Origin of the sequence: Sphingomonas sp. 35-24ZXX (assembly GCF_000786215.1) — a bacterium.
Classification (GTDB): Bacteria; Pseudomonadota; Alphaproteobacteria; order Sphingomonadales; family Sphingomonadaceae; genus Blastomonas.
Window position 1 is genome coordinate 907,022 of the sequence record NZ_JROG01000003.1, and the last position, 17,196, is coordinate 924,217.

The 17,196-nt window shown below is 59.1% G+C and carries 11 protein-coding genes; 6 read left to right on the forward strand and 5 right to left on the reverse strand.

Annotated elements, in window-relative coordinates; genetic code table 11:
• The first annotated feature begins 74 nt into the window (after positions 1–74).
• Entirely contained in the window at positions 75–2,108 is a 2,034-nt protein-coding gene (locus LI72_RS06790) for a hypothetical protein (protein ID WP_156139509.1), read from the forward strand.
• Positions 2,109–2,244: 136 nt separating this feature from the next.
• Here the strand turns inward: LI72_RS06790 and LI72_RS06795 are convergent, their stop codons facing one another.
• Positions 2,245–3,075 (reverse strand): DUF3883 domain-containing protein, encoded by an 831-nt coding sequence (locus tag LI72_RS06795; RefSeq protein ID WP_033924990.1) that lies wholly within the window; start codon positions 3,073–3,075, stop codon positions 2,245–2,247.
• Positions 3,076–3,174: 99 nt separating this feature from the next.
• Here LI72_RS06795 and LI72_RS06800 point away from each other — a divergent pair, with 99 nt between their 5' ends.
• On the forward strand, positions 3,175–6,651 hold the full coding sequence (locus LI72_RS06800) for a class I SAM-dependent DNA methyltransferase (RefSeq protein WP_033924991.1): 3,477 nt from the start codon (positions 3,175–3,177) through the stop codon (positions 6,649–6,651).
• Between the two features lie 201 nt (positions 6,652–6,852).
• The gene (locus tag LI72_RS19980; RefSeq protein ID WP_156139510.1) at positions 6,853–7,299 is read left to right on the forward strand and encodes a hypothetical protein; all 447 of its coding nucleotides are present in this window, start codon (positions 6,853–6,855) and stop codon (positions 7,297–7,299) included.
• A 124-nt stretch (positions 7,300–7,423) separates the two neighbouring features.
• On the opposite strand, the gene LI72_RS06805 is transcribed toward LI72_RS19980, so the two are convergent.
• The 3 genes from LI72_RS06805 to LI72_RS06815 form a co-directional block, all read right to left on the reverse strand.
• Positions 7,424–8,191, reverse strand: a complete 768-nt coding sequence (locus tag LI72_RS06805; RefSeq protein WP_033924992.1) for a hypothetical protein — start codon at positions 8,189–8,191, stop codon at positions 7,424–7,426.
• A gap of 99 nt (positions 8,192–8,290) precedes the next feature.
• Complete coding sequence (locus LI72_RS06810; protein ID WP_033925401.1) at positions 8,291–8,839, reverse strand: hypothetical protein; 549 nt, start codon at positions 8,837–8,839, stop codon at positions 8,291–8,293.
• 120 nt (positions 8,840–8,959) lie between these two features.
• The gene (locus tag LI72_RS06815; RefSeq protein WP_052129571.1) at positions 8,960–9,850 is read right to left on the reverse strand and encodes a 3'-5' exonuclease; all 891 of its coding nucleotides are present in this window, start codon (positions 9,848–9,850) and stop codon (positions 8,960–8,962) included.
• A 207-nt stretch (positions 9,851–10,057) separates the two neighbouring features.
• Here LI72_RS06815 and LI72_RS20470 point away from each other — a divergent pair, with 207 nt between their 5' ends.
• The 3 genes from LI72_RS20470 to LI72_RS06830 are packed head-to-tail and all read left to right on the forward strand — an operon-like array spanning position 10,058 to position 14,881.
• A complete protein-coding gene (locus LI72_RS20470) occupies positions 10,058–11,080 on the forward strand; it encodes an SOS response-associated peptidase (RefSeq protein ID WP_231562387.1) in 1,023 nt (340 codons plus the stop codon).
• On the forward strand, positions 11,077–11,247 hold the full coding sequence (locus LI72_RS19985) for a hypothetical protein (protein WP_156139511.1): 171 nt from the start codon (positions 11,077–11,079) through the stop codon (positions 11,245–11,247). Before LI72_RS20470 ends, LI72_RS19985 begins: the two co-directional genes overlap by 4 nt.
• A gap of 40 nt (positions 11,248–11,287) precedes the next feature.
• Complete coding sequence (locus tag LI72_RS06830) at positions 11,288–14,881, forward strand: hypothetical protein (RefSeq protein WP_156139512.1); 3,594 nt, start codon at positions 11,288–11,290, stop codon at positions 14,879–14,881.
• Between the two features lie 148 nt (positions 14,882–15,029).
• On the opposite strand, the gene LI72_RS06835 is transcribed toward LI72_RS06830, so the two are convergent.
• Positions 15,030–17,087, reverse strand: coding sequence for a DUF6538 domain-containing protein (locus LI72_RS06835; RefSeq protein WP_156139513.1), 2,058 nt, complete (start codon positions 17,085–17,087; stop codon positions 15,030–15,032).
• Positions 17,088–17,196: the final 109 nt, after the last annotated feature.

Genomic DNA, 17,196 nt, shown 5'->3' on the forward strand with positions numbered 1-17,196 from the left:
CTTCGTCTTGTCCGTGGCCGGACAAGACACGACCCGCAGGGTCGTTCCCGGGGGTTCAGGGGCACTCCCCTGACATGCCCTTTTTTGTCGAACGGCAAAAAAGGAAGAGCATGTTCTTCCTTTTCTACTGCGTGACCTCGCAGCTTGTGGAACCTTCAATGAAAAGCAATGTCTCCGGCGTGGCAGGTACTGTCCGAATCAAAAATATTACGAACGCTGGATTAGGCGCAGCTGAGCGACACGGAAAGCGCAAAGATAAATCTAGCGATTCGCGCAGGATTAACAGCGAACCTCCATTAACTACAACCGGGCTCGATCTACGGCGGCTGTACAAACGGCACATCGAGGGCGCATTTGTCCCCAAAAGCCGGTCGCAGGCGATGCATCTGCTACTCCAGTTCCCGACAGAATTGGTGGACGGGAAGGATCCTGCATATATGCTGCACCACGCACGTGAATTCGCGATATCTGTATTCGGCGAAAACGCCATATTCGCAGACCGGGTTGATCGCGATGAGAAGAGCGAGCACGTCGTCGATCTGTTCGTGGTCCCCAAATATGTCAAGCGGACCAAGCACCAAGAGAAAATCGCGGTTGCGATGAGCCGCGATTTGAAAATCCTGGCTAAACGGTATGGGCGACCGATCAACCCAAACGGGATGGGACGGGCCTTACAGGATGCGCTGCTGGACTATTTGCAGGGTAGGATGGGGTTGGCAGAGGCACAGCGTGGGTCGCTAAAGCAGATGGCGGGGTCAGATTGGAAATCTGCCGAGGAGCTCCGGGCTCAAGAACTCGATGCGGAAAAACAGCAGCTGGCGGCGATGCGCCAGAAGCTGGTTGGCAGGGAAGCGCTAATTGTCGATCGCGAAAACCAGGCGCAGGCCACGCTAAACGCAGCTCTGTCAAAGCTGGCCGAAGCGGATCAGCTGCGGTCTGAACTGGCCTCCGATCGTCTCGAAGCCGTTCGCCAGATGGAAGCTGCCCGCCAAGAGGCCCTTGAAGTGGAGAAGAGGGCACGTGACGTTGCGGCAGCCAAAGCGGCGGCAGACGCAGCAAAAGTGGAAGCTGACCGCCTGATCGCGGAAATTCAATCCGCGAACCTCGAGGCGGAAATGGCGAGGTTGCTGGCGAAACAAGATGCAGACGCTGCCAAGGAGGATCGCGAAGCAGCAGAACGTCATCGCATCACTGCGGCTGCGGCCAAGGATGCCATCGTCCAGCAGCGTCAGGAGATAGAGGTCGAGCGGGCATTGCACCTAACCCAGCTTGAATTGCTGGAGCGGGCGGCAGATGACAAAAATCGGCTTAACCTGAGTGCTGGTCAGCATCCGACACAAAACGTAGGCTTTGTGATGGATCAACAGCACATGACACAGGCTGATACGCGTGCATATCTGTCGCCTTGGCCAGCATGGGTCGCTGCGTTCGCACGACAGCTGGTGTCCGCGCTGGAGACTGCACGTCGCCTAGCCGCATCTTTGTTGGATCGCGAAAAAGCCGTTCTGGCCCGCGACATCGAGCTGAAGGCAAAAATGGCCGAGGCGGATAGAAATCTTGAGGCCCAACGGAAGCGTGCCGAGGAGCACACTATCGCTCTTGCTGAGCTGAAGAAGAGGACGGACGCCTTAAAGTTTGCGGAAGCTGCCGTGGAAAGCGCCAGCGTGACCGCAATTGCAAAAAGTGCCGCTGCAGAAGGTCGGATGGTCCTGGCGAAGGAGGACTTGCAGCAATCGGAGCGGTGGGCGCGGGCACTGGCGCTCATCGATCAGACCCCTAACATTGTCGTTGTCGACAGCCATGGCGTCGCATCATTTGATCCAGAGGTTGCTAAAAAGCTCGGCGCTGAGTTTGCCGAAACCATGGGATCGCCAGTACCTGATTGGGCAGACAAAGCACTGACCGGGCACCTGATTTTGGCAGAAGGCATGCATACTGCCGCTGCTGCTGAACGCAGAGCCGATGAACTTGCGCGACAACTGGAAGCACTGATCCTACGAGCCGGCCCGGTGCTCAACCCGTCGCAACGGGCATTGGTAAACGATGCCCAGCAAGTCATAGACCGTGTAAATTTAGGGCAGGTGCCGCGCGACGATCGCGGGTTATGATCAGGGGACGTGCCAAAAAGCTACCGGGTAGAGCTGACATCGCACCGAGGTTTTATGTGGCGCATGCCCAAGTTTCCGGTGGAACCCGTCCAAAAAACACGAGGAGGTTGCGAAGCTTCTTTGTCCGGTTCTACGCTTATGCAAACCGCGCCGAAAACGATGTCGCAGTCAGCTCGACAAAGCTCTCAAGAGGCGGACGAAGCGAGAACGCTCTCGGTCGCCTGGCAAAATCGTACACCCGTATGAGATGCCAATGGTCGCTGCGCTCGCGGGATACGGCGAGTTCATTACGCGAAATGAAAAAGGGCGTTCGCTCCCAACCGTTCGTCGTCTTGACCTCAACCAGGCGCTCGCGTCCGTCCGGTTCAAAGCTGGCGATGTCATAGCCAAGGCCGTCGCCGTCCTGATCGGAGATCCATCGCACCTCAGCCGCCAGATCATGCCTCCCAGCCTCGATAAGGGTGGTGCGTTCGTGGTGCAGAACGACCGCTTCACCGGCGCGGCCCAGAGCACGGTTGCGCTCGTCACGGCCAGCGATGTCATACTTCATCGCGACGGCCGCCATCAGCCTCGGATCGACTGGCGGAGGTTCATTGCGGTGCGTTGGCGGGGGACCGATCCACAGTCGTGGCGTGTCAGCCACGACTTGCGCAACACCCGCAGACCGGTTGGAATTCAGCCAACCCGGGTGCGCATCCAGCCATCGCTGGACACCATCTTCCAGCGCAAGCTGGTAATGCCTTGCGGGCTTCAAGCCAATTATCCAGGGCTGCCCGAACCCGATCATGACCGCGGAGATGTTCTGGTGCTTACGCTCGACCGACTTGGCCGAGCGGGGGATCAATTCGGCCAGCGCGCGGTAGCGGGCCGCCTTGTTGACCGCCCTGCCCGCCAGTTCTTCGGCGAGCATCGCGAAATAATCGGCCACCGCCAGATCGATCTCGCTATCTGTCCACGTGTCAACCAACGCTATCCCCTTGTATGCCCTGACTATAACGCCCGCAAAATCCCTGCCCAGGGTCAATCTTCCATTGCCGCCCGAGCGGCCCGGTGCTTATGTGGAGCGATGCAGGGGGACGCTTCCACACAGCACCAGATTGAAGCTTTTATCGCGCAGTGGCGCGATACGGGCGGGTCGGAACTCGCCAATACGCAGAGCTTCATCAACTGCTTGTGCGCGCTGATTGGCGTGCCCGCGCCCGATGGCAGCCGCACCGACGATGCGCACAACGCCTATGTTTTCGAGCGCCGCGTCTTTCAGGACAATGGTGACGGCACGCAGAGCTTTGGTCGCATCGACTGCTACAAGCGCGACTGCTTCATCCTAGAGGCCAAGCAGGGCAGCGAGGGCGACCGTGCCGCAGCCGCGCGCGGGGATGATGATCTCGACATCTTCGGCCAGTCCGCCAGCGCGCGCGTCAAGCGCGGAACCGCGCGGCGTGGCACGCCGGGGTGGACCCGCGCGATGCTGCAGGCCAAGGGCCAGGCCGAACGCTATGCCAAGGCGCTGCCGACCGATCACGGCTGGCCGCCGATCCTGCTGATCACCGACATCGGCTATTGCATCGACGTCTATGCGGATTTCACCGGTACCGGCAAAGCCTATGCCCAGTTCCCCGACCGCGCGTCCTACCGCATCATGCTGAACGACCTGCATGACGAGAAGGTGCGCGAGCGGCTGGCGCTAATCTGGACCAACCCCAAGGCGCTCGACCCCTCCACCCGTGCGGCCAAGGCTACGCGCGAGATTGCCGATTACCTCGCCACCATCTCCAAACGACTCGAAGCGCGCGGACACAATGCCGAGGCCGTCAGCGCCTTCCTCATGCGACTCCTGTTCACGATGTTCGCTGAAGACACCGGCGTGCTGCTGCCCAAGAAGTCGTTCACCGACCTGCTGAAGGGCCAGCTCGAACATCCCGAGCATCTGCACCACCAGCTGACTGCCTTGTGGACCGCAATGGACAAGGGTGAATTCGCCCCGTCCCTCGGCTTTCCCGTGAAGCACTTCAACGGTTACCTATTCAAGTCGCGCGAGGCGCTGCCGCTGGAGCGCGCTGAGCTGGAAGTGCTGATCGAGGCGGCGGGCAAGGACTGGACCGAGGTCGAGCCCGCGATCTTCGGCACGCTGCTCGAACGCGCGCTCAACCCCAAGGAACGCGCAAAGCTGGGCGCGCATTACACCCCGCGCGCCTATGTCGAACGGCTGATCGCGCCGACCATCATGGAACCGCTGCGCAGCGATTGGGACGGGGTGCGCGGCGCGGTGGAAAGCCTGATGGGCGAGGACAAGATCGATGCCGCCCGCGCAGTTGTCGAAGCCTTCCATGCGCAGCTGGCGCAGACGAGGGTGCTTGACCCCGCGTGTGGGACTGGCAACTTCCTTTATGTCGCGATGGCGCGGATGAAGGAGCTCGAGGGCGAGGCGCTGGAACTGCTCGCCGAGCTGGGCGACAACCAGTATCTGGCCGAGCTGTCCGGCCACACTATCACGCCCGAGAATTTTCTGGGCATCGAGATCAACCCGCGCGCGGCAGCGATCGCACAGCTGGTGCTGTGGATCGGCTATCTGCAATGGCATTTCAAGGTGAACGGCAAGGACCGCAGCCCGCCCGAGCCGATCCTCAAGGACATCCGCACCATCGAGAACCGCGATGCGCTGATCGAATACGACAAGCGCGAGCTGGTGATGGGCGAGGACGGAAAGCCCGTCACACGCTGGGACGGCGAGACGATGAAGCTGCATCCGGTTACAGGCCGCAAGGTGCCCGACGAGGATGCACGGGTGGAGGTGTACAGCTACACCAGGCCGCGCGCGGCGAAATGGCCCAAGGCGGATTTCATCGTCGGCAACCCACCGTTTATTGGCAGCAAGCGCATGCCGTTGCGGTTGGGGAAGCCTTACGTTGACGCACTTCGAGTTGCTCATCCAGATGTTGCGGGTTCCTCTGATTTCGTAATGTTTTGGTGGCAGCGGTGCGGTGAGCTTGCGAAGGCGGATGCTGTGCGGCGGTTCGGTTTGATCACGACCAACAGCATAGGCCAATCTCAATCACGGCGTGTCTTGCAACGGGCGATGTCCGGTCGGAACGCTGTGCAAATCTTGTTTGCAATCCCTGATCACCCTTGGCGCGATACCGAAACTGAAGCCGATGTACGTGTCGCAATGACCGTCGCCTCCACATCGAGCGAGAGCGGCAAGCTCTGGGTTATCGATAGAGAGAGAGAACTGAGCGATGGTTCGGCAGAGGTGGTATTTCGTGAGCTGAGAGGGCTGATCCACGCTGATCTGACAGTTGGGGCGGCTGTCGCCGATGCTACACCTTTGAAGGCAAACGCCGACATGTCTTTTCAAGGACCAATTTTGGTTGGTGAAGGCTTCCGACTAAACGCGAAGCAATTGACTGACATAGGGATCAAAAGAGAAGAACTGCCCGCCTGCGTCCATCCTTACGTTATCGCACGCGATGTGATGCAACGGGGTGAGCCGAGATGGGTCATCGACTTCTTTGGACTTTCGGAAGTCCAAGCAAGAGAGGGTTTTCCGGCTCTATTCCAGCATGTCTTGACCCATGTGCTCCCTGAGCGGAAGGCAAACAAAGACAAGCTGTTCCGGGAAAACTGGTGGATCTTTGGCCGCCCTCGTCCCGCAATGCGAAGCGCCGTTGCGGGCCTAAAGCGGTACGCCGTTACCGCTGAGACCGCGAAGCATAAGGTCTTCACGTTTCAAGATGCGGCAACTTTGCCAGACCACAAGCTCTATGTGATCGCTTCAGACGATGCTTTTTTCCTCGGAACGTTGTCCTCGAAATTCCATGTCACATGGGCTCTAGCCGCAGGTGGGCGTTTAGGCGTTGGAAATGATCCTACGTGGACAAATACGACCACGTTTCAGCCTTTCCCCTTCCCCGCCGACGTACCCGAGCGGCTCAGGGACCGCATCCGCACCGAGGCAGAGGGGCTCGACGCCCTGCGCAAGCGGGTGCTCGCTACACACGAAGACCTGACGCTGACCAAGCTCTACAACGTGCTAGAAGCCTTGCGGGAAGGCCGGGCGCTCACCGAGCAGGAGCGCGATATGCATGATCGCGGGCTGGTCACGCTGGTCCGCCAGCACCATGATACCATCGATGCGCTGGTGGCTGAGGCCTATGGCTGGCCGGTGGACCTGTCCGACGAGGACATCCTCACCCGGCTGGTCGCACTGAACAAGGAACGCGCCGCCGAAGAGGCGCGCGGCCTGATCCGCTATCTGCGCCCCGAGTTTCAGGACCCCGGTTACAAGGCCCCGGTCAACGAGACGATGGATTTCGGCGAGGCAGCCGTGGTGTTGCCGGACAATATCATCCTTTGGCCCAAGACACTGCCCGAACAGGTCACCGCTGTGCAGTCCATCCTCACTGCCGCCCGCGCCCCGCTGGCCGCGCAGGACATCGCCAGGAGCTTCAAGGGCAAGCGCGCCGCCACCGTCCGCCCAGTGCTCGATGCCCTCACCGGCATCGGCATGGCGCGGCGGTTGAAGGATGGGCGATACGCGGCATGAAGCGCAGCGGTGGCACTGCCGGGCGACCCATGGGCCACCTCTCGATCGATGCGCCTGATGTCAAATACAAATGCAAATAAATTGCTGAGAATTATTGCGGCATTACTGACGGTAATTATAGCGACCTCATAGTTTTGACGATATTTATTTGTAATATATCGATATATTCATATTTAGCTAAATAAAATTCTAGGACTCAGCATGGCAAGAAAGATCATAGATTGCTTTATGCGCCAGCCATTCAGTATAGCTGACAGGGATAGTGATAAAGAAAAATATGAACCACTCTGTGTCGATAGAAAAATTGAGATACGCTTTTTTCAAAGTGAGGAAGGATTAAAGGCGAATATCATCCGTGATGGCACACCGCATTTTATCAATGGCAACAACATTGGCCAAGTCTCAAATGACGATCACCTATATTGGCTGAGAACCAACCTTACCCCATTTTATACTGCTAGAATCCATTCTTCAGAAGAATACGATCCAATAAGTGGCGGATCAAATTTTCAGGTTGAAATACTTACTGGCCAAGATCATGAACTTCTTCAATCACAAATTAAATCCAAAGAGCTATTTGATTTCCTGAACTCGCATTGGTGGAAGTTTGCTATCGGCTTGGCACTTGTATTGTTCGTACTTTTCTAGGTATATATGATACCGGACTCAGATTGTGCTGTAATTATTTATAAAAAATCCTCCTATGTCCTAAAGTTGCATGACAGGCATAGTAAAAATAGGCCGGAGGAGTTCCCTCCCCCGGCCCGATCGATTAGGCGGCGCGCATGAGGCGGCTTGATATCTCATCCGCCACCGTAAGGCAGATCGCCGCAAGCTTGTCCTGCATGGCCTGCGGCAACGGCCGGTTACGCCGGAGCCAATCCAGAATGACGAAGCTGGCGATCTGCGGATCAACACTGCACTGACCTTGGGTCCGCTGCCATGCCATCGTTGCGATCGCGAGAAGCGCGGTGTCCAGCTCGCAGTGGGCCCGCGCAGCTACCCAGCCTGCCGGATCGGTCGGAAAATCGACACGCTTCTTGCCTTCCATCAGCTGCGAAGGCAGGCCCAGGCGAATCAGTACCTCGCTCAGATGCGTCCACGTTTTGCCCGAGCCCTTGAGCGAAAGGCCGAGATCCAGATGTGGCCGGATTGGCCCCGAGCGCGGAAAATGCTGCCGCTGAAGAAGCTGGGCCGGTAGGGTCAGACCATACTCCATAGCCGCCAATGTCAGCAGAGGCAGATCGACTGCCACGCTGCCGAACGCAGCGGCAACGCGATCCGGATTTGCGCGCAAATGGTCGAAAAGGCCGCGCACCACTGCCTCCTCATCGCCGTGATCGTGTTGCGTCCAGCTGGACATCCGCTCGCAGCTGATGTTGCCATCCTCGCTGAGCGTCAGGTCGAACGCCGCAGCGGCGAAGATCCTTTTGCTGGCCAATCGGACGTGCGGCTGCGCTGCAGGGTCGATTGCGCGATACGATTCGTGGAGGTGCTCGTCCCAGACGGATTCGAGATCGTAGAAGGTGAACTTGTGCATAAATAATGTCCTTGAATGCGCCAAAGGCCGCCCATCGGACGGCCTTTGGCAATGTGTTGACTGCAGGTGGGCGGACAGGTGTCCGGTGTTAGGGTGAGCTTAGCTGAAGCAGACGATCGCCTCTGCCAGAGGATTCTGGGCAATGGGCGCGTCCCCTGGACGGACGATCTGGCAGCCCGCCATTTGAGCATCACCCATTGTGGCGGCTGCTGCCAGAATTCGCTGCATGGCAAGTTTCCTACCAGCGGCGATGTTGGCAGGCTTGCCCTGCAGTCGGATAAGGCTGCCGCGGCTGTCGATTGCGAATTGCTCGTTCGCACGGGTGCTGACGAGGACAACCGGTTCACAATCCGATGCGGCAAAAGGCACACAATTGTCGATGACATCGACCATATGCAGCTCGCGATAGATTACCGAGAACCCGCTGGGCCTTCTCGCTGCATCGTTGGCAAAACTGACGTAGACTGCGTCTTTCTGGATTATCTGCGCGATCCGAGCCATCTCGAGACCCACTTGCATATCCATTGGTTGGCCGAACGTGTACGCGACCACGTCATTGACTAATTGGTGCAGGGGCAGCCCCATCTGCGAACGCAAGGCATGCATGAAATTCTGCTGCCTTACAGACGATGTGGAAACGGCATTCATAGTGTTATTCCTTTTTGTTGCTGCCTTGGGCAGGAGCATTTTTCCCCAACCTTGGGATGCTCATTTCAATTTGATTTGAAGGGATTGGGCGTGCCGCTGGTTGCCAGCACGCCCTCGATCTCAGCGATGTCGTTCGCGCCAGGTGATGCGCGTCAGCCGAGGAGACGGCCCGTTGTGCAACACCTGACGGCCCAGCCAGAGCTCTTCGTCGTCGACCTCGTGCTCGGCGACCTCGGTCCACCACGCGCGTCCTTTCGGATCCCACCGGTATCCGCGCGCTTTGAGTTGGATCCGGGCAGAGTAAGGTGCTCCCACGGCTTCAACCTTGACCGTATCCTCTTCTGCGTTTGCCAGCAGTGCGCTCAGAACGGTCCGACCATCTGCAAGGCGGTATGAAAGTATGTGCAGGAGTGCGACCACGTCTTCCATCGCCCTGTGGCCGCTATGGAAGAAGCCGATTTCCATCAGCAAGTGGCCCAGTGCCTTGCCGCCAAGCTGGGCGTCAGCCAGCCAGTCGAAATCCTTTAAGCTGCAAGCCCAGGCCGCATTCTGCGTCGTCGGCAGCAACTGCCGGACAAAGCTGACATCGAACGCCGCGTTGTGGGCGATGAACACATCCACGCTCGCGATATCTAGTTCGACCCGGTCAAGATCGATCGCCTTGCCGGCAACCATTTCATCCGTCAGGCCGGTCAACAGCGAGACCCGTGCCGGGATTGGCATCATCGGATCGCACAGTGCCTGATCGGCGCAGACAATGCCGACGATGTCGTCCTCGTCATCAACCGCGAGGATAAGGTAAGCCAAATCGATGATCTGGTCGACCTGCGGGTCTGTGCCGGTCGTTTCAGTATCGACAAGGCAGATCTGCCGGATTGGCTCGACCGCTGCTTTGTTGCGGACAAAGTGGCCGATCTGGCCGACTTCTCGCAAGATTTTGAGGTTCGCATGGTCTGGATCGAACCTCCAGGTGTCGTCCTCATCGACGTCGTGAATGGGTATGTCTGTCATGGTCGTTTTCCTTACGACCGAGCCTGAAGGAAATTTTTCCCCTCACTCATCTCGATCATAAGGGCCGCACAGGGCCGATTTTCCTACAGAAATCACATGCGTGTGCGTTCATGGGACGGGGTAAACGCAGACGAACATTGCCACCGATGCGAGCCTCGACGCTGCCAGCCTTGCAGAGTTTGTTCCTAATATGTTCTAAGCAACCCGATGCGATTCGATCACCCCTCACCCACTGGAAAGGAAGTTGCGCTGATCGCCCTGCGGACACTAGAGGATGCGGTTGCGCAGGCTCAAGCTGGCGAGGTCGAAAGAACTTGGGGTCAGCGGCTAGCCCTCAAATGGCTGGCTCATATGCGCGCTGCACAGCAGTGGCAGGCCAACGCATTCTGGGATGCACTCATGGATTCCAACGACTGGGCTTGCACATCAGACAGCGGCCAGCAGCACCGGATCAACACATTGATGGGTCTGCTGGACAACTGGTATCTGACCATGCGGCTGGAGCGACCCAGCCTGCAACTGCGGTCTCGTTGGGCGCGTCGTTACGCTGCTGACATTGACATGGGGTCAGGCACGCCGCAGCTTCCATGCATGTGCAACCGCTACCAACCTGGTGAACGCCAGCGGATCGAAGATCACTTCAGCGCGAAGCTGTTGCGAGAGTATAACGCTGGCCCGCCGACGGTGCATCCGAAAGAGCCTGGATGGGTTGTGCGGCAGCATGAGGGCCAGATGGTACTTGAGCAGATGACCTGGGGGTTTCCGGTGGTGCTGCGTGGCAAGCAGGGCCAACCGCTCAAGCCCAAAGCGGTCAACAACGCTCGGTTCGACAAGCTAAACGCGTTCTGGAAACGCTGGGCCTCGCAGCCCGAAAATCGCTGTCTAATCCCCGCATCACGCTATGCAGAAGCGGTGGGCACGCCCGGGCGGATGACCGAAACCTGGCTGTCGCTGAAAGACGCTCCGCTGTTCGCATGGGCAGGGCTCTGGCGATCATCGGACGAATGGGGCGACTGTTACACCGGCGTGATGACCGGCAATGCGCCGGAGCTTGAGCCCATCCACGACCGTTCGCCGGTCATCCTGCTGCCCAATCAGTGGCACACATGGCTCACCGCGCCGCTTGCGGAGCTGTACCAGTTCGACGCCCCCTTCCCGGCCGACGCGGTCAAGGTTGAGGCTACGTCCAATCTTTGGGCAGGCACAAAAGCGAAAGCGCCGGTCAGATGAGAGCCGATTATGGTCTCGTCTACCACGGCCTGCGCAACGTGTGGGATTTCCGGCGATCGCCAAGCCTTGCGATGCGCACAGGCATCCCGACGTCGAAAGCGACCATGCTTGGCCGACTGATGCGCGAGCGATCCGGCTCTCTCTCGACCAACGTGCTCAAGGCGTAACCTGACCGTGGACCCGCGCACGATAAAGGCCTTGGCTGACATGACCGACGAGGGTCGCTTCGAGCAGTTGGCTCTCGGCGTCCTCCAGCATGCGGAGCCGCTCTGCGCTGGTATTATGCAGCAAGGCGTTAACGCAAACGGCAGAACGCGCGCATCGCCGGTCGATAATATCGGTTTCGTGCGGGGCGCCACACCGCCACACATCGTCGCTATCCATCACACGACGGCAGCCGAACGAGACCTCCGTGCGAAATGGATGACCGAGCCGTCTGCCACAAAAAAAGTCAGGATCGGCGATATCGCAAAGACCGCGGAGATCGTCGCGGAAGAACGAGAACGAACGCCTGACCTCGTTGCGACGCTGTTCCTTACCACCAACCACGAACCTGACCAAAAGCTCGTTCGCGATGCGGTGGCGCTTGGTGCGAAATACGGCATCACCATCGATATCTGGTCGCGAGTGCGTCTAGCGCGAGTGCTCGATCTCGACCCGACCGGCCAGTCGATCCGCCGCACGTTTCTGGGGATCGACCAAGAGCTACTGTCGCCCGAACTCTTGGCCGATCTTTCCCGCGTGAGCCTCGGAATGCTGGCACCGCCTGAAATATCGAACGGTTGGATTGCGCGAGATGTCGACCGGCAGCTGTTGCAATCACGGCGTGCCGTGAGCTTCGTCGTCGGCGAATCCGGCTCGGGAAAGACGGTCGCATGCCTGCGCGCAATGGCTCATTGGATTGCAGGCGGCGGGTTTGCGCTCATCCTTTCGGAAGATATCATCGATACCGCCACTTCGCTGAACGGGGCAGTGTTTAGCGCGTTGCGTCGCCTCCACCCCGCTTTGTCGGATACGCCGAGCGCGCTGTCCCTCGCATCGCAAGCCCGCCCCTTGTTGCTGGTCGTCGAAGACATCAATCACGCTGCAAATCCGAGCCGCGCGATCGAGAAGGTTGCGCGATGGGCCGGCGACCCAGTTGCTGATGAGCGGCGCGGCGCACCGGCATGGCGTATCCTGTGCCCGGCATGGCCGCAGATGCTGAACGGTCTTTCCGAGCAAGGGCGCCGCCTGGCCGAACCGCTGCTCCTGCAACCCAAGCCGTTCACCGAGCATGATGGCATCGCCGCTCTCGAAGCCAGAGCCCAGATGATCGGCTATCCGATTAGCACGATGGCTGCCTATACCGTCTCGACGGCTTTGGCCCATGATCCATTGCTCATCGGCCTCTACGAATTTGGGTCGGTATCGGACGCCGACACGGTCATCGCTCAGTTTGTCGAACGCTCGCTGCAACGCTGCCAAAGTCAAACGGTAACGCCCACTGGCGAACTTCACTCCGCACTGGTGAATATGGCCAAGGAAATGCTCCGGCGCCGTGCGTTGTCGCCGATCTGGAGCGAAGTTGCAGCTTGGCCCGCCCTTTCCGCCGACTTGGACGCCTTGCGCCACCTCGCATTCCACGGCGAAGTAATCCGCCTTGAGGGCAGCGCGCTGAGACAAAAGATCGGCTTCCGGCACGACCGCGTGCGGGACCATTTGCTCGCCGCGGCCGCGGGAGCGCTGCAGGATAGCGCGGCGCTCGACGATGACCTGTTGGCCGATCCTTATCTGGCCGCCGTATTTGGCGCGCTGCTGCTTGATCGCCTGGACGACAGCATCCTTGTCGATCGGCTGCGAACCGGCAATCCGTTGGCGGTCTTTCATGCACTCAAGCGCGTCCATCATGGCACCGAGGCGCGGTCCGTGCTGACTAGGGTTGCAATTGAATGGCTGGCGACCCCTTCGAACCGCGGTACTGACAAGCGCGCCCTGCGGGACGAAATGGCGGTTGTGGTGATGGACGCCGAAGGTCCGGACATTGTTACCTTAGCGAAGGCATTTCCCGACAGCACACCGCATAGCCGTATGGCGCGACTGCGTAATGGCGAGCTTGAGGCCGGTATCGAGGATTGCCTTAGACCCCATTCCTCCAGCCGCGCGCAATGGCGTCAACGACAAATCGATCACGCTAAGCTCACCCATGCCGCTACGCTGGCGGACGCGCTGTCACAGCGGCTTGAGGACGCGACGACCACAGGCGATGTCCGGCGAGCCTTGCTCATTCTGGCAGGCTGCCTAGCAGATCCACGCCTTTTGCCAGCGATCAGCGCTAGTTGGGATGCTGACGAGGCGCGGGGCGATCGGCTCGACGACTATTTCTGGGCACTCTCGTATTGTTGCACGTCGCACAGTGCGCAGAGGGTCCTCGAGCCGATCTGCGCGGCCTGGGCAGCCTTGCCGATAGAGCGTGAGGGCGGCATGCCTTCGCCGCGCGATGATTTCGCCAATAGCGATATACGATGGGAGTTCGAGCGCCGGCCTCCAGGCCCCGCCATCGCGTATCTCGCCCTGCGCGGCGAGCAGGACGACCTCGCCTGGCAAATCTACTATCTGCTGCATGCCGTCGATCATCCAGCAGCCATCGAATTCTGCGTCCGCGCAATGGCGCGGGCGCGTGCGAAATCCGAAGACTGGTATTTCGTCAACTTCCGCAAAGGTCTGGATCACTGGGAGCGCTATGCCGATGAATATGGCATTCACATGTCGGCAAGGAACCGGGCCTGGTTGAGAGCGCATTGGCAGGACAGCGCAGACGATGCGCATGCTCGCATCGCCGCCTTCGATCTTTGGGTGTCGAGCTGGGGCGACGATGACCTCGGTCACCTGCGCGCCTGGCAGGGCGACGAGCTGCTCAGCGATCGCATCCTGCGGCGGCGACTTGAGCGGGGCGATGCCGAAGCGATCCCCCTCCTGTTGCCAAAGCTGAAAGGCGACCACCGACAATATTGGTGGCAGTTCACCCGCACAGTCTGGTCCGATGAACTCACTGCCGCGCTGCAGGCGGTGTTGGAGCAGCGTAAGGCCCAGTTAGCGAAATCAGAAAATCTGCGCTTTGAAATCGATCGTTCGCTGTTCGAGGCATTGATCCGCCTCTCGCGAGAGACGGCAGAGGCATTGCTGCTGGAGCATTGGGAGGCGGCTTCAACATCTCCCGAGCTCGTGCAGGCGGCACTGTATGTGGCGACACCGATCCTGCATGAGCGCGCTGCCGAAGCAATCGCTGCTGCTCCAGAACCTGCGCAAATGTTCCGGTTCCTGACGTCGCGCTTCGGCATAAAGCAGCGAGGCCATCCCGGCCTGACCCGACCCGAACAGATCGCGGGCCTCGAACCATATTTCGACGCAATCGATGACCATGACCTCAACTGGCTGGCCGAGGGCTGCAACAGCGCCGGCTGGTTCAGCCTTCGCCGGCAGCTGCTCGATCCGAGACTTTCCAGCTCGCCCAATTGCTGGGACGAGGGACGGCTGCCTGAGCTCTTTGACCGGTTGGCCGGTGACAAGCACTTCGTCTCGCTGGATATAGAACGCGTCCTCGAAGCCGGTCTATCTTGGCCCGCCGTCGCAGCGGCCCTCAGGCGATGGATTGCGAAGCGACCAAGCGAGGAAGCGCTTCTCCTGGCCGCTGAAATCCTGGAGGAAAGCGGTCGGCGCATCGATCTCGATATCCTGCAGGCTTGGCCCGGTCAGATGACGGACGCCATGCGGGCGCTGATTGCCAACACCGAGTTCATTGTCCTTCACCGGACGGTCGATTGAGGCATACCTGCTAACGGGGTAGCCATCCATATCCCCGGCTGATCCAGCACCAGAATGACTGACAACCGATACGGATGTTTGTGGGCGAATTGACGTAAGATAGATCAACCACAACACTAACAGCCTTTTGCTGAGGTCCGCGATACGCTCATTGGGAGCGGCTGACGCCGCTGTCTTTCCTTTGCTTTCGCTCTCTGGACGAGCCGATCCTAGATCGCTGCTCCAATGGCAGAAGGCGAATGGGATGTGCAACGATATCGCCCGTGATCACCGGGACATAGCGTTGGATAAATGCCAGCCGTTCCGCCAGTACAACATCCTCACCCTCCGTCGCCATACGCTTCGAATAATGCTTGGCATTGGTGCCTTCCCGAGCGTGCCCCATGACGTCACAGCGCAGGATCGGGTTCACTTCATCCACTTCGTAGAAGCTGCTGCCCAGCGCTCTGATAGAGTGGATGTCAGGCCCCTTCCCCCGCTCGTTGACGGGAATTTCCATCCTGTCGGCAATGTAATCGAACATGTGCTGCCAAGCCCGCTCATAGAAATGCGCGCCGCCCCGCTTTTCGGACTGCAGATAGAGTTCCGGGAACAGCGCGCAATGGCCCTCGGCTCGGATCGCCTGTGCATAGTCCAGAAAGCCCAATCGGATCAGTTCGGGATGGATCGGTAGCTTTCGGCGACGCGCTCGGCGCTTCTCGCCTCCCTTTTCGCCGTCCCGGCCGCGGGTGACGTTGTCCTTGATGTGAAGATAGCTCACCGGTCCATCGGTGTGAATTTCATCGACCTCAAGGCCGCAGATTTCCTCCCGGCAAGCCTGCGTGTAATACCAGATGAGCGGCGCGAAGTAGGCAGCATCATGCCATACAGTCTCACCGCGCTCCACGCACTTCAGGCGCTTGAGCGGACCGCCTCCGCCTGTGTAAATCGGCGAACCGAACAGGCACCGCATATGGGCGGTTGTCCAAGGCGGCCGCAAATCGAGATCGTCGTCATCCTTGATCGCAATTCGTACAGCGCCGAAATCCATGATGACAGCACCCGGCGACTTGGATTTCCAGGCTGTGCCGGCAAGGTGCTTCGCAACCGTAGCCATCGTCGAGAGGTCCCGGTTGATGGTTTTGTCGTTTCGTTCCGGTTCCGGGTCTTTGACAGACAACATGGCCTTGTCGTTTCGTTCCGCTTCCGAGGCCTTGGCAGACATCTCCGCGATTACGTCCGCAAATGGCCGCGACATTGCGCCCCGGGTCCGCGTGCCGAAGGAAAAATTGGCCGGGAGTTTACGAAGCCCGGCCTTGAATTCAGCCACGTGTGTGTGGTTGTAATCGCCCAGTGGCAGGTCGTTTGTGATCCAGGCGAAGGTCTCCATGATTCGCCGTTGTTGCTTTAGGTCACCCTTCCAAACCCCGTCCGCCTTGAGCTCGGCAATGACGGTCTCGATGACCTCGGTGAACCGTTTCGGAACATATATCTGGAACTGGCACTCCGCCTTTCCGTGCGATACCGGTGCGGGCATCAGCGAGGCTGGGGTCACGCTGACCTCCCCTCCATGCCCTGTCAGCAGAGCATGAAGCGGGTTGGGTGCATCAGTCACCACGTCATCGAATATCCGTGTCGTGCGCAACCAGGCGTCAGCTCGAGCTCGCAGCATATGGCTACGGGCTGGCTCGATTAGACCATCTGCGCTCATCCGTCCAATCGCGCGCAATCGCCCTTTGACCTCCAACTCGGAAATCTCGTGGCAAAATTCTGCGAGGTATTCCTCGATCTGCGGAATTTCGCCTCCGAGGCCCCTCGCCGTGAGCTGTGCGCGGTCAGTATCAGTCAGCTCACGAGGCCGATTCGGTCGGCGAGCGATTCGGAAGGCTTCAGCCAACGCCTGTGCAGCCTCACCGACGCTGCTGGACCAAGGCGCGTTTTCGTAGGCGTCATGGAGATTCCGGGTGAGTTCGGCCTCAAGCTCCTGGCGAAAAATCGCCTCGATCTCGTCCCCGGTAAGCGCTTGGTTGGTTTCCAGCATCATTTCCACGCTCAGCTTCACGTCGGCAAAGCGTGCAGCCAGAAGTGCCGCGCGCCGCCTCGCCACCTTTGGATCGGCGGTGCGAAGAGCGACCATAATCGGCTTGGAGATAATATTTCGGAAATGGACACGGCGCCGAAAAATGTATCGGCCCTGGACACGGATGGTATGGTGGATCTTGCACATGAGGTATCGCCTTGTGTCGGGCGTATGTGCTGGTGGGATGTGTAGTGGTCGTGTGATCAAAAAACCCATCAGCCCATACTAACAGGCTGATTTCCCTGGGTTTTAGAGA